This window comes from Burkholderia sp. 9779_493 (assembly GCF_015712215.1).
Lineage (GTDB): Bacteria > Pseudomonadota > Gammaproteobacteria > Burkholderiales > Burkholderiaceae > Burkholderia > Burkholderia cenocepacia.
The window spans coordinates 1-12,922 of the sequence record NZ_JACCQA010000046.1; the positions used below are offsets into that span (position 1 = coordinate 1).

A 12,922-nucleotide genomic window follows, 5' to 3' on the forward strand; every position below is an offset into this window, starting at 1 on the left:
GGGCCGGCGGCACGGGCGGCGGTTCCAGCGGTTATTGACGGTGTCGTGCCGGCGCGGCCGGCACGGCGCGATGGCGGCGCGGTTTCCCGGGACGGGCGCGCCGCCGCCACGCAGGAGGACATCATGCAATCGAATTCCCGGATTTTTGTGGACAACGACGAGATCGACGGCGATGCGAGCGACACGGACGATCTCGACACGACGGTCCACGTGGACGTCGAAACGGGCAGGGTCATGTTCCATGCGGCGTGGGCGAACGCCGTCGAAGCGCCGCCCGAGGCGGCCCGCCATTCGGTCGTGCTCGCGCTCGAATGCTCGACGATGGAACGCTACGCGGATCTCGACGAAGGCGCGCGGATGCGCGTCCACGCGATGCTGCATGACGCCGTGCAGCAGACGCTGGAACAGTTGCCCGATACCGACGAGAACCTGACGCTGACGGTCGAGCTGACCGACGCGATGCTCGACGCCGTGCGTCATCTGCAGTAATCGCACGGGATCGGCGCACGGCGTCGCGTTACATCCCGTTGAAATCTTTGCAGTAGCACGGGGCCCGGCGGCCGGGCAGCCCGCCGATCGCATTCGATTGCGGGTCGTTCCCCGGTGGCCGGAACGCATGCGCATCCGCGCCGGCACGTCCGCGCCGGCGGCCGCAGTCTGCGCGGCCGGAACGGCGCTTGCTGGGCGACCGACACGGCACGACGCGTGCCTTGTTCCTATTCCTTTCCACGGACCTTTCCACGGAGGCATCCATGAGCGGCAGGCTGGATCATTGCAAGGTAGCGATTCTCGCGGTCGACGGTTTCGAGGAAGCCGAGCTCGTCGAACCGCAGCGCGCGCTCGCGGCCGAAGGCGCGCAGGTGGACGTGATCTCGCAGAAGCGGGGCGAGATCCAGGGTTTCCGGCACGTCGACAAGGGCGAGCGCGTGAAGGTCGACCGCACGTTCGACGACGCACGTGAAGGCGACTACGACGCGGTCGTGCTGCCGGGCGGTGTCATCAACGGCGACGCGATCCGGATGGTGCCGGCCGCGCGCGAATTCGTGACGGCGGCCGTCGGCGCCGGCAAGCCGATCGCGGCGATCTGCCACGGCGGCTGGCTGCTCGTGTCGGCCGGGCTGGTGGAGGGCAAGACGATGACGAGCTGGCCGAGCCTGCAGGACGACATCCGTCATGCGGGCGGCAAGTGGGTGGACGAGGAAGTCGTGCGCGACGGCAACCTGATCACGAGCCGCAAGCCGGCCGACCTGCCCGCGTTCAACGGTGCGCTGGTCGAGCGCCTCGCGTCGCGGGGGGCATGAGCCGATGTCGTCCGATTCCCCGCGCCCCGTGACGCTGACCGACGAACCGCCGACCTTCGACGGCGCGGCGCTGCAGTTGCGCTTCGTCGTCGAGGTCGACGGGGTGCCGCACGCCTGCGCGATCACGGTCGAGGCGCTGGAAGATCATTTCGGTGCGAAGTCCGCGCTGGAGGCCGATCTGCGCGATGCGTTCGAAAACGGCCGCGCGCGTATCGAAGCCGCGTGCGCCGACGTGCTGGCGAGCGGCAACCACGACGTGGTGCTGCACAGCGGGTATTTCCGTGCGCCGGCCGGGCGGGCGCGGGCCGGGTTGTTTCGCTCGCGGCGGACGTGAGCGGAGAGCGTTTTCCGGCACGTTCCTCGCACCTGGCGCCGGCCGTCGCCCGCCCTTACATGCCGTTGAAAACTTTGCAGCGGTTCACCCGCACCCCACGGTGCCACATCGCGCGGCGCGCGCACCGCACGGACACCGGTCGGATGGCGTCCCTTGGCACGGTCCCTGCATGCTCATACCGTCGCCGGCGCACGATTCGCGCCGCATGCCGATGCGACGCCGGTGTCGCATCGCGCGCAGCCGCCAACGGGGAAACGAGCATGCTGACCGCCCATGAATTCGCCGCGCTGTTCCTGGCGCATCACGCACCCGAACAGATCCAGATCGACCGCGACGACGTTCTCGCGCTCGTCGAACAACACCTGATCGTGCTGCAGCACGACGACGCGTCGGGCGCGCACCGACCCGCGTTGACCGCCGACGGACTGTCGGTCCTGCGGTGCGTGCAACATCACGACGCCGCCGAATCCCATGGGATCGGCGTAAGCGACGCGGCCGACGCGTGACGCGCCGGCCCGCGCGCGCCGCTTACCGCGCGATCGCGACGGATGCGTTGACCTGCACGACCGGCGGCTCGCCGTCGAACGGCGGCGCGTACAGGAAGCGGTCGATCACGCCGGCCTCGAACAGCAGGCAGTAGGTCGAGCCGCCGAACTGGAAATAGCCGATCTCGTCGCCCTTGTCGACGCGCTGGCCCGGCACGACCTCGATCACGCACGACGACACGTCGCCCATCCCGACGAACACGGCCGCGACCGTCCCGATGCCGGGATCGTCGCAGGCGATCGCGACCACCGCGCGCGCGGCGACCGCCGTCATGTAGCCCTGCGAGTCGTTGAGGCCGGCCGGGTCGGGGCCTTCCGCTTCGGCGACCGAATAGTAGGCGCCGTCGACCCGATACGCATGCGTGACGACGCCGCGCACCGGCGCATGCCAGCGGTGATAGTTGTACGCACTGAGGTAGGCCTGGTAGACGTCGCCGCCGACGAAGCGCTCGGCGAGCGACAGCCATGCGGGCGTGAAGAGGTCGCGCAGCGAGTACGGCTGCGCCTTGATCCAGAACGTGTCGCGCAGTTTCACGTTGGTTTCGGTGTGATAGGGCGCGGCCTCGCACGCGCTGACGATCACGTGCGGATCGTCGGGCGCCGCCACCGGCCGCGCGCCGTCGCGAAAGCGCCGCGTGAAGAAGTCGTTCCACGAATCGAAGCCCCAGTGCGGCTGGTCCTCGCGATACTGGAATTGCGACAGCCCCAGGCGCTTGCGTGCCGCGTCGCAGAACCAGCCGTCGGGCGCGGCCGTGTCGAGATGCGCGCGCGAATGCGGGCCGCCGAGGAAATCGCACCATACGTTCAGCACGCGCTTCAACTGCGCGTTGACGGCCGCGTCGCGAAACACCGCGTGGCCCGACGGCATGCACATCGGCCAGTCGAAGAACGCGTTCAGCGGACACACGATCAGGCTTTCCTCGCTGAACGGCGGCGTGTAGGTCATCAGATGGTCGAGCACGGTCATCAGCTCGCCGATCGACGCATAGCCGAGCCGGTATCCCGCTTCGCGCGCCTCGTCGATCGCGCGGGTCAGGTTCATGCGCAGCACGGCGTTGTCGTCGAACAGCTGCGCGAGTTCCTGCACGGCGGGCGTACGCAGCCGGTCGCCGGCCTGCGCGCGCGCTTCGCTCGCGATTTTTTCGCGGAACGCGGCCATGTGCGCTTCCTCGCTGGCCATCCATCCGCCGAGGCGGCGGCGTGTGGCGGGCGGCGTGTTGCGATTCGTCGGCATCGTCACCTCCGGAACGGTTTCGGTCGAATCGGTGTAGCAAGACGCTTGCCCGGCGCCCGGCACCGAAATTGCTGCATGCGGGCGACCGGTTACTTTCGATGACACAGGAGAAAAGCATGGCTACAGCTTCGAACGCACGACAGACGAACGACGCGGGATCGACGGACGAAGGCCGCCGCAGCGGCCAGCGAACCGTGACGCCGACGCGCACGCGGAAACGCCCGCAGGCTGCGGGGCCGCGCGACGACGCGCGGCGAGTTGGGCGCGGTGATGGTCGCGCGAGCGGAAACGGGCCGGTGACGCCGAGCCGCGGGGAAGAGGCGGGGAAACCGCTGTGGGAGGACGACCGCGGCGAGATGCCGCCGGAAGAGTGGTCGTGAGTTGCCGACGCCCATCGTCGGGTGGCGCGAAATCGCTTGCGAGCAGGTGTTTCGGTTGAAATTCGATTGCGCGTGCGCACAATCGATTTCGGTGACTCGGGGCTGGCACGCAACGGGCGTTGGCTTCAATGTCCAGTCCGCGCAGCAACGAGCACCGCAACAGGCAGCTCGGCCAGACAGCGATCGAGCGCCAGCGTGCCGTCCGGCGCATCGATTGCTTGCGCCGCATTCAATCCGTCCGTCCACGGTCCTGCCACGCCGCGCGGCAGCACGACCGCCGTATCGCGCCATTGCGCGGGCTCCACGCGCGGCAACCCCGGCGTTTCCCCCAGCAACCGGCACGCGAGCCGGGTCGCGACCACCACCACGGTCGCCGCCTCATCACACCGCGCGAACGCCACCGCGTGTCGCGCGAGCGGGCCGCGCACCCGCAGCGGAACGTACGCGCCGTCCGCGAACGTCGCCGGCCATCGTGCACGCAGCGCCAGCATCCGCTCGATCAGCGCGCGCTTCACGCGCGCATCGGGCCACGTCGACAGATACGACGCGACGGGGCCGTCGACCGGTTCGGCCGCCAGCGTCGCAAATGGTACGTCGCGCCGGTTGTCCGGATCGACGAGCGAGTGATCCCATCGCTCGGTACCTTGATACAGATCGGGCACGCCGGGCGACGCGTTGCGCAGCGCCGTCTGCGTGAGGCTGTTGACGACGCCGGCCGGCGCGATCCGCGCGACGAACGCGTGCAGCCGATGCGGAAAATCGCCGGCGCCGCGCGGCGTCAGGATCGCGCGGACGAACGCTTCGCAGTTGCGCTCGTAATCCGGCTCGGGCGCGAGCCAGTCGGTGGCCTGCTTCGCTTCGCGCAGCGCCTTCGTCTGCCATTGCACGACGCGCGTCGCGAGCGCGTCGAGGCCGGCCGCATCGTCGGGCGCGAGCGCCGGCGGCCAGCAGCCGACCAGCGTCTGGTACAGCATCGCCTCGGCGGCCGGCCCGGGCGTCCACGCGAGGTCGCGGTGCGCGCCGCCGCGATGACGGAGATTCAGCGCCGACCAGTCGAGCGACACCGCGCGCCACGCATCGGGCACCTCGCTCAGCACCGCGAGCCGTGCACGCGCATCCTCGCCGCGCTTGTGGTCGTGCGTGGCCGTCGCGACGAGCCCATGCGGGACGGTGCGCGCGCGGCGCCGGTTGCGCGCATGGAAGGCGCCGCGCGACAGGCTGAAGTCGCCGGCATCGGCGCCGACTTCGTTGCGCGACAGCAGCCGGCCGTAGCGATAGTTGGCGGTATCCTCGACGCCCTTCGCGGCCAGCGGCGCGGTGAGCTGCGCGAACGCGACGCGCGCCGCGACGAGCGCAGCGGCGTCCGCGCGCGGCACGCGCACGACCGGCAAGCCGAGCCACGCGGCGACGCGCTCCAGCGCGAACCGGTCGGTCGGATCGACCGCTGCGTACGCACCTTCATACGCGCGGGCGAGTACGCGCCGGTCTGCGTCGGCCGGCTCGTCGCCCGGCGCCGGATACATCCGGTACACCGGCAATTGCACCGCGAGTTCGCCGAGCACGCGCTGGATCGCGATCCGGCTCACGTCGCGCGTCGCGGGCGACGCTCGTGCGATCTCGTGCAGCAACCGCGCGGCCCGCGCATGCTCGACGGCGAGCTGGCGCATCAGCACGCGCCGCTTGCCCTCGAGCGCTTCCTGCGCGAACGTGCGCGCCGAACCCGACACGGCCGCCCAGTGCGCGGCGAGCGGCTCGGCGCCGGCCGGGTCGTGCAGCAGCGCGCCGACGTCGTTCATGAAGTCGTAGCCGGTCGTGCCGGCGACGGCCCAGTCGGCGCGCAGCGTCTCGCCCGGCGCGAGGATCTTCTCGACCACGACGTACGGCCGCGCGTCGCGCTGCGCGGCGAGCCGCGCATGCAGCCTGCGGCAATATGCGCGCGGATCGGCGAGGCCGTCGACGTGATCGACGCGCACGCCATCGACGAGCCCGGCGGCATGCAGGCGCAGCGGCAGCGCATGCACGGCGTCGAACACCGCGCCGTCTTCGACGCGCACGGCCGCGAGCGTCGCGATGTCGAAGAAGCGCCGCCAGTTCAGCTCGTCGGCGGCCGTGCGCCACCACGCGAGCCGGTAGTGCTGGCGTTCGAGCAACCGGTGCAGGCACGCGCGCGAGCGCGCGCGGCGCGGGTCGGCGCCGCGCAATACCGCGTCGAGCGCGTGCGGGCCGTGCGCGGCCGCATGATCGCGCAGCGCCGCATGGGCGGCGGCGAGCCGCGCGCTGTCGCGTGCCGGCGCGGCGTCGAAACGCTCGGCCAGCGCGTTCAGGTCCGCGCGGTTCGCGATGCGCAGGATCTCCGCGTAGGTGGCGACCGCGACCGGCAACCGCCGGCCGGGGCATGCGATGTAGAAGCGGCCGGCGGCCGGATCGGCGCGCAGCGTGATGTCGCCGGCCGCGAGCGCGTCGCCGTACGGCGCGCCGAGGCACGGCAGCAGCACCTTGCCGTCGAGCGCGGGGTCGGGCGGATGCCAGTCGATGTCGAAATAGCGTGCGTACGGGCTCGCCGGCCCCCATTCGAGCACGTCGTTCCACCAGCCGTTCGACGACCCGCCGACGCCCATGTGGTTCGGCACGATGTCGACGATCACGCCGAGGCCGCGCGCGCGCAGCGCGTCGACGAGCCGCATGAAGCCGGCTTCGCCGCCGAGTGCCGCGCCGAGCGTGCCGTAGTCGACGGTGTCGTAGCCGTGCAGCGAACCCGGCTCGGCCGTCGAGACCGGCGACAGGTACAGGTGGCTGACGCCGAGCCGCGCGAAGTAGTCGGCGTGCGCGGCCGCGTCGTCGAACGTGAAGCCCGCATGCAGCTGCAGTCGCAGCGTCGCGCGCGGGATCATCGGCGGCGCCCCTGCGCGCGGCGCGCATGCACGACGGCGGCGATGCGCGTGCGCACGTCGGCGTCGAACAGCGCGTCGATCGTGCGCGGCAGCCGCTGCCGCCAGTTCGGATGGCCGCACGGCTGCCCCGGCAGGTTCGGCTGCGCGTCGAGCGCGAGCAGATCCTCGAGCGGCAGCAGCGCGAGCGGCGCCGGGCCGCTCGCGACGTAGCCGAGGATCGCGTTCACCGGCGGCATGTCGGCCGGCGGCGTCGCGGCGTCGGCCGGCACGCACCCGGCCTGCTGCAGCGCGTGCCACAGCGCGGCGCGCTCGGTCGCGCGTTCCGCGTGAGCGGCGAGCAGCTCGGGCGGCGACGCCGGCGGCGGCGTCGGGTTGCCCGGTTCGGGGCGCTGCACGGTGTCGTGTCCGAACGCCATGCTTTGCACGATCTCATCCGAATCGTGCGCGCTCGCATCGTCCGGCGCCGGGGCGGCGACGTCGCGCGGTTGCGATTCGTCGCGTCGCTTCGCGGCTGCGGCCTCGGCCGCGACGCGCCGCCATCCGAGATCGACGCCGCGCCACCAGCCGGCCACGGTCGGCAAATCGTGCGTCGAGGTCGTCGCGATCGCATCGCGATCCCACGCGGACGGCGGGCGGAACGCACCCTGCGCGTCGCGCTCGAACCACAGCACGCGCATGCCCGCGACACCCTGCGCGCCGAGCCGTTCGCGCAACCCGGCCGGCACGGTGCCGAGATCCTCGCCGATCGCGATCGCGCGATGGCGTGCCGCCTCGAGCGCGACGATCCGCACCAGATCGTCGAGCGGATAGCGCAGGTACGCGCCGCTGCGCGGCGAGCCGCCGTCCGGCACGATCCACATCCGCGCGAAGCTGAGTACGTGATCGATGCGGATGCCGCCCGCGTGCGCGAACGCGGCGCGCAGCAGCTCGATGAACGGCGCGAAGCCATCCGCGCGCAACGCGGCGGGCGTCCACGTCGTCACGCCCCACGCCTGGCCGGCGGCGTTGAACAGGTCGGGCGGCGCGCCGAGCGACACGCCGCGCAGCAAGGTCGTGCCGTGCGCCCACGCGTCGCTGCCGGCGCGATCCGAGCCGACCGCGAGATCGGCGATCAGCCCGGTCGCCATGCCCGCGCCGCGCGCGGCGTGCTGCGCGTCGCCGAGCGCGCGCGACGCGCACCATTGCAGGAACGTGTGGAACGCGATCGTGTCGGCATGCGCATGCGCGAACGCGTCGACTTCCGCCGATCCCGGTGTGCGCCACGGCGCCGGCCACTGCCGCCAGTCCGCGCCGATCCCGTGCTCGATGCAGAACGCCTGCAGCGCATCGAAGCGCGCATGCGCGTCGAGCGCCGCACCGCCCGCCGCGCGAAACCGCTGGTAGGTGTCGCGCGACGGGTCGTCGCTCGCGCGCCACGCGTCGAAGCATGCGCGCAAACGGCGCAGCTTCATCGGCAGCACGCGAGGCCAGTCGATCAGCGCGGCGTCGGCCGTGGCGGCGGCCGCGGGATGCGACGCGGCGCCCGCGCCCGGCACCGCGTCGCAGTCGAGATACGCGACGTTGTGCCAGCGTCGCGACGACGGCGAATACGGGCTGTCGTGCGCGGGCAGCGCCGGATAGCCGGCATGCGTCGGGCTGATCGCCACCGCCTGCGCGCCGTGTCGCGCGGCCTGCGCGGCCAGCCGCGCGAGCGCCGTGTAGTCGCCCGCGCCGTCGTCGCCGGTGCGGCGCAGGCTGTAGAGCTGCGCCGCGATGCCCCAGCGGCGGCCCGCGTCATGGGTGCGGGCGAACGCGTCGAACGGGCGCGTGCGCGGCGGCGCGATCGCGAGCCCGATGCGCTGCTCGCCGATGTCGAGCGCGTGATAGCCGGGCATCGCGAGCGGCGGCAGCGTGCCGTGTTCGCCCGCGCCGCCCACGCGTCCGTCCACGTGCCCGCCGGTCTCGAGCGAGATCCGGAAGCGCGCGCCCGGCGGCGCGACGGTCGCGGGCAGCGTCAATGGCAGGCCGGCGTCGCCCGTCACGACGCGCGGCGGCGACGCGTTCGCGTCCGCGAGCGCCGCCGCGCTGTCGACCCGCTGGATCGCGGTGCCGCACGGCCAGCCGAGCGCATCGACGAGCGCGACGAGCGCGTCGTCGTCCACGCGTTGCGCGACGCCGCCCGCGTCGGTCCAGTCGGGTTCGAGGCCGGCCGCGCGGGCGAGCGCCGCGATCGGGACGTCGGTCGTCATGACGGGCTCCGTCCGTTCGCGCGGTGATGCCGCGCATCCTGGTTGACCGCGCCGTCGCGCCACGCGAGGCACGCGCGCGGCGGCACGTGTCCGCCCGGCAGCCGGTCGCGCGCGCGCGGCGGCGTCTCGAACACGATCTTGCCGACCGGCAGATCGGGCAGCGTCGCGTCGTGCGAGCCGAGATTCAGCGCGATCGTCAGCGTGCTGCCGTCGCCGAGGCGCCAGCGCGCGACGAGCGCGGGCGGGTCGTCGTCGCCCGCGAGCAGTTCGACGCCGAGCGACTGCGCGCCGGCCAGGTGTGGCGTCACGAGCGCCGCGCGCACGGCCAGTGCGCTGCGATAGAAGCGCCGCCACGCGGCCGCGTCGGGCCACGACTCGTCGGGCGGATGGTGCGACGACGAGCGCACGAAGGTCGCGATGTCGTTCGGGTCGGGAATCGCGTCGCGATGCGCGGCGTCGGCGAACGCGGGAAACGCGGCGAATTCGCGACGCCGGCCGTCGCGCACCGCGTCGGCGAGCGCACCGCGATAGTCGGTGAAGAACTGGAACGGCTGCGTGCTGCCGTCTTCCTCGCCCATGAACAGCAGCGGGATCGACGGCGCGAGCAGCATCAGCGCGGTGGCCGCGCGCACCGCGTCGTCGTTCGCGAGCGCGCGCAGCCGCTCGCCGAACGCGCGGTTGCCGATCTGGTCGTGGTTCTGCAGGAACGCGACGAACGCGGTCGGCGGCAGGTGCGCGCTCGGCTCGCCGCGCGCGGCACCGTCGTGCAGCGGCGACGGTTCGCCCTGGTACGCGAAGCCTTCGCCGAGCGTGCGCGCGAAATGGCGCAGCGGCGCGTCGGCGTACGCGCGGTAGTAGCCGTCGCGCTCGCCGGTCAGCAGGACGTGCGCGCTGTTGTGGAAGTCGTCGTTCCATTGCGCATCGAAACCGCCCGGGCCCAGCAGGCTCGCGGTATTGCGTTCGTTCTCCAGCACGAGATGAACGTGGCGCGCGTCGCCCGCATGCGCGCGCACGCGACGCGCGAGTTCGCGCAGCCACGCATCGTCGTCGATCGCGTGCGCGGCGTCGATGCGCAGCCCGTCGAAACGGTATTCGTCGAGCCAGTACAGCGCGTTGTCGATGAAGAACGTACTCGTCTGCGGGCGCGAGAAGTCGATCGCCGGCCCCCACGCGGTCTGCCGGTCCGCGCGGAAGAACTCGGGCGCGTAGCGCGGCAGCAGGTTGCCTTCGGGGCCGAAGTGGTTGTACACGACGTCGAGGAACACCTGCAGCCCGAGCCCGTGCGCGGTATCGACCAGCGATTTCAGCTCCTCGGGCCGCCCGTACGACGCGTCGGGCGCGAACGGCAGCACGCCGTCGTAGCCCCAGTTGCGCGCGCCGGGGAACGCATTGACCGGCATCAGTTCGACCGCGGTCACGCCCAGTTCGGCGATCGCCGGCAGCCGCCGCTCGACGGCCGCGTAGCCACCGCAGGCGCCGACATGCAGCTCGTACAGCACCGTCTCGTGCCACGGGCGGCCGCGCCATGCGTCGTGGCGCCAGCGGTACGCGGCCGGATCGACGACCTGGCTCGGGCCGTGCACGTCGTACGGCTGGAAGCGCGACGCGGGATCGGGCACCGCGAGCGCGTCGTCGAGCAGGTAGCGGTACAGCGTGCCGGGGCCGCACGGCGCGACCGTCTCGAACCAGCCGTCGCCGGCCGGCGTCATCGGCAGCGCGCGACCGCCTTCGTCCTGCAGCTCGACGGCGGCGGTGCGGCTCGCGGGCGCCCATAGCCGGAAGCGTGTGTGCTCGGCATCGATGCAGGTCGCGCCGAACGACGCTTCGAATGCATGCGTGCCGGTGGGGCGGGCGGAACGGGAAGTCATGGTGGTCCTCAGGAAGACTGGTCGGGCGGCACGGCCGCGACCGCGATTACGGCTGCATGGGCGGCGACGTCGAGCCCCGCTTCCGGCCACGAGCGCGGGCCCGAGTCGGGCGTCGCGGTGTCGAGCAGGATGCGGTAATCGAGCACGGGTGCGGGTGGCATGAACGTGATGGTGTCGGCCGATGCGTTCAGCATCACGAGCAACGCCTCGGTGCGTCCGGTGCGGCCGGTGCCGACGCGCCGCATGGTCAGCGCGCGGCGTTCGCCGTCCTCCCAGGCGGGCACGGTGAGCGCGTTGCCGCGTTCGTCGAACCAGTCGATCTCGCGCATGCCCGGCGCGCCGTCGCGGTCGCCCGACGGGTAGCGCGGTGCCGACATCACCGGATACATGCGCCGCAGCGCGGCGAGCCGCGACACGAAGCGGGTCATCTGCACGCCGTCCTCGCTGTGCGCCAGGTCCCAGTCGAGCCACGACAGTTCGTTGTCCTGGTAATACGCGTTGTTGTTGCCGTGCTGCGTGCGGCCGAATTCGTCGCCCGCCACGATCATCGGCGTGCCGAGCGCGGTAAACAGCGTCGCGAGCATCGAGCGCGCGACGCGCTGGCGCACGTCGCGGATCGCCGCGTCGTCGGTCGGCCCTTCGGTGCCCCAGTTCGCGCTGCAGTTGTCGTCGCGGCCGTCGCGGTTGTCCTCGCCGTTCGCGTCGTTGTGCTTGCCCGCATACGACACGAGGTCGGCGAGCGTGAAGCCGTCGTGCGCGGTGACGAAATTGACCGATGCCCACGTGCGGCGGCGCCCGTGATTGAACAGGTCGGCCGAGCCCGACAGCCGCGCGGCCAGTTCCGGGCGCTGCCCCGCGTCGCCGCGCCAGAAGCGCCGCACGGTATCGCGAAACCGGTCGTTCCATTCGGCGAAGCCGGGCGGGTGGCGGCCGAGCTGATAGCCGCCGGGGCCGAGATCCCACGGCTCGGTGATCAGCTTGCGCTGCGCGAGCACCGGGTCCTGCCGCAGCGCATCGAAGAATCCGGCGCCGGGCTCGAAGCCGTGATCCTCGCGGCCGAGCGTCACGCCGAGATCGAAGCGAAAGCCGTCGATGTTGAACGCGGTCGCCCAGTAGCGCAGCGAATCCATCACCATCTGCACGACGCGCGGATGCGACAGGTTCAGCGTGTTGCCGCAGCCGGTTTCGTCGACGTGGTAGCGCGGATCGTCGGGCCGCAGCCGGTAATAGCTCGCGTTGTCGAGGCCGCGCCACGACAGCGTGGGCCCGAGCTGGTTGCCTTCGCACGTGTGGTTGTAGACCACGTCGAGCACGACCTCGATGCCGGCCGCATGCAGCTGGCGGACCGCGATGCGCATTTCGTCGAGCCGCCGCGTCGTGAGATACGACGGCTCCGGTGCGAAGAACGCGGCCGTGTCGTAGCCCCAGTAGTTGCGCAGTCCACGTTTCACGAGCTCGCGCTGCTGCAGGAACGCGTGGATCGGCAGCAGCTCGACCGTCGTCACGCCGATCGACAGCAGGTGATCGATGAACGCCGGATGCGCGAGCGACGCGAACGTGCCGCGCTCCGGCGGGCGCAGCCCCGCGCGGCGCATCGACGCGCCGCGCACGTGGGTCTCGTAGATCACGGTGCTGCGCCACGGCACGTTCGGGCGGCGGTCGTTGCTCCAGTCGAATGCTTCGTCGACGACCACGGCCTTCGGCATCGCGGGCGCCGAATCGCGGCGGTCCATCGACAGGTCGGCCCGGTTCGAATGCACGCGATAGCCGAACAGCGCGTCCGACCAGCGGAACTGGCCCACCAGCTTGCGCGCGTACGGGTCGAGCAGCAGCTTGGTCGGGTTGAAGCGATGGCCGTGCTGCGGCTGGTACGGGCCGTCTGCACGGAACCCGTACACGGTGCCCGGATGCGCGTTCGGCAGGTAGCCGTGCCACACCTCGTCGGTGCATTCGGGCAGGTCGAGGCGCGCGAGTTCCTTGCGGCCGGTCGGATCGAACACGCACAGCTGGATGCGATGCGCGTGCGCGGAAAACACCGCGAAGTTGGTCCCGAGGCCGTCCCAGGTCGCGCCGAGCGGATAGCTGCGGCCGGATTCGAGACGGGTGGGCAGGGCGGTCGGCATGGGGCGGATCTCCGTGTC

The 12,922-nt window shown here is 71.9% G+C and carries 9 protein-coding genes; 4 read left to right on the forward strand and 5 right to left on the reverse strand.

Annotation, left to right across the window (positions count from 1 at the left end; genetic code table 11):
• The first annotated feature begins 123 nt into the window (after positions 1–123).
• The 4 genes from H0X95_RS31535 (at position 124) to H0X95_RS31550 (ending at position 2,141) form a co-directional block, all read left to right on the forward strand.
• Complete coding sequence (locus tag H0X95_RS31535; RefSeq protein ID WP_006498323.1) at positions 124–489, forward strand: DUF3022 domain-containing protein; 366 nt, start codon at positions 124–126, stop codon at positions 487–489.
• Between the two features lie 263 nt (positions 490–752).
• Positions 753–1,301, forward strand: a complete 549-nt coding sequence (locus tag H0X95_RS31540) for a type 1 glutamine amidotransferase domain-containing protein (protein ID WP_006498322.1) — start codon at positions 753–755, stop codon at positions 1,299–1,301.
• Positions 1,302–1,305: 4 nt separating this feature from the next.
• A complete protein-coding gene (locus tag H0X95_RS31545; RefSeq protein WP_006498321.1) occupies positions 1,306–1,635 on the forward strand; it encodes a DUF1488 domain-containing protein in 330 nt (109 codons plus the stop codon).
• Positions 1,636–1,895: 260 nt separating this feature from the next.
• Positions 1,896–2,141, forward strand: a complete 246-nt coding sequence (locus H0X95_RS31550) for a hypothetical protein (protein ID WP_059722877.1) — start codon at positions 1,896–1,898, stop codon at positions 2,139–2,141.
• Between the two features lie 22 nt (positions 2,142–2,163).
• On the opposite strand, the gene H0X95_RS31555 is transcribed toward H0X95_RS31550, so the two are convergent.
• From H0X95_RS31555 to glgX, 5 genes are all read right to left on the reverse strand, one after another.
• Positions 2,164–3,414, reverse strand: coding sequence for a phosphatidylserine decarboxylase family protein (locus H0X95_RS31555; protein ID WP_058903961.1), 1,251 nt, complete (start codon positions 3,412–3,414; stop codon positions 2,164–2,166).
• A gap of 505 nt (positions 3,415–3,919) precedes the next feature.
• Positions 3,920–6,685: a malto-oligosyltrehalose synthase gene (treY, locus tag H0X95_RS31560; RefSeq protein ID WP_059722879.1), complete on the reverse strand. Its 2,766-nt coding sequence runs from the start codon at positions 6,683–6,685 to the stop codon at positions 3,920–3,922.
• The gene (gene malQ, locus H0X95_RS31565) at positions 6,682–8,913 is read right to left on the reverse strand and encodes a 4-alpha-glucanotransferase (protein ID WP_059722882.1); all 2,232 of its coding nucleotides are present in this window, start codon (positions 8,911–8,913) and stop codon (positions 6,682–6,684) included. The genes treY and malQ overlap by 4 nt, the downstream gene beginning before the upstream one ends.
• Positions 8,910–10,781, reverse strand: coding sequence for a malto-oligosyltrehalose trehalohydrolase (gene treZ / locus H0X95_RS31570; protein ID WP_006498315.1), 1,872 nt, complete (start codon positions 10,779–10,781; stop codon positions 8,910–8,912). Before treZ ends, malQ begins: the two co-directional genes overlap by 4 nt.
• A gap of 8 nt (positions 10,782–10,789) precedes the next feature.
• Positions 10,790–12,904, reverse strand: coding sequence for a glycogen debranching protein GlgX (gene glgX / locus H0X95_RS31575; RefSeq protein ID WP_196446343.1), 2,115 nt, complete (start codon positions 12,902–12,904; stop codon positions 10,790–10,792).
• Positions 12,905–12,922 lie beyond the last annotated feature (18 nt).

Coding starts and splice junctions, on each gene's coding strand:
- H0X95_RS31535 (WP_006498323.1), top strand. CDS start 124: ATGCAATCGAATTCCCGGATTTTTGTGGACAACGACGAGATCGACGGC.
- H0X95_RS31540 (WP_006498322.1), top strand. CDS start 753: ATGAGCGGCAGGCTGGATCATTGCAAGGTAGCGATTCTCGCGGTCGAC.
- H0X95_RS31545 (WP_006498321.1), top strand. CDS start 1,306: ATGTCGTCCGATTCCCCGCGCCCCGTGACGCTGACCGACGAACCGCCG.
- H0X95_RS31550 (WP_059722877.1), top strand. CDS start 1,896: ATGCTGACCGCCCATGAATTCGCCGCGCTGTTCCTGGCGCATCACGCA.
- H0X95_RS31555 (WP_058903961.1), bottom strand. CDS start 3,414: ATGCCGACGAATCGCAACACGCCGCCCGCCACACGCCGCCGCCTCGGC.
- treY (WP_059722879.1), bottom strand. CDS start 6,685: ATGATCCCGCGCGCGACGCTGCGACTGCAGCTGCATGCGGGCTTCACG.
- malQ (WP_059722882.1), bottom strand. CDS start 8,913: ATGACGACCGACGTCCCGATCGCGGCGCTCGCCCGCGCGGCCGGCCTC.
- treZ (WP_006498315.1), bottom strand. CDS start 10,781: ATGACTTCCCGTTCCGCCCGCCCCACCGGCACGCATGCATTCGAAGCG.
- glgX (WP_196446343.1), bottom strand. CDS start 12,904: ATGCCGACCGCCCTGCCCACCCGTCTCGAATCCGGCCGCAGCTATCCG.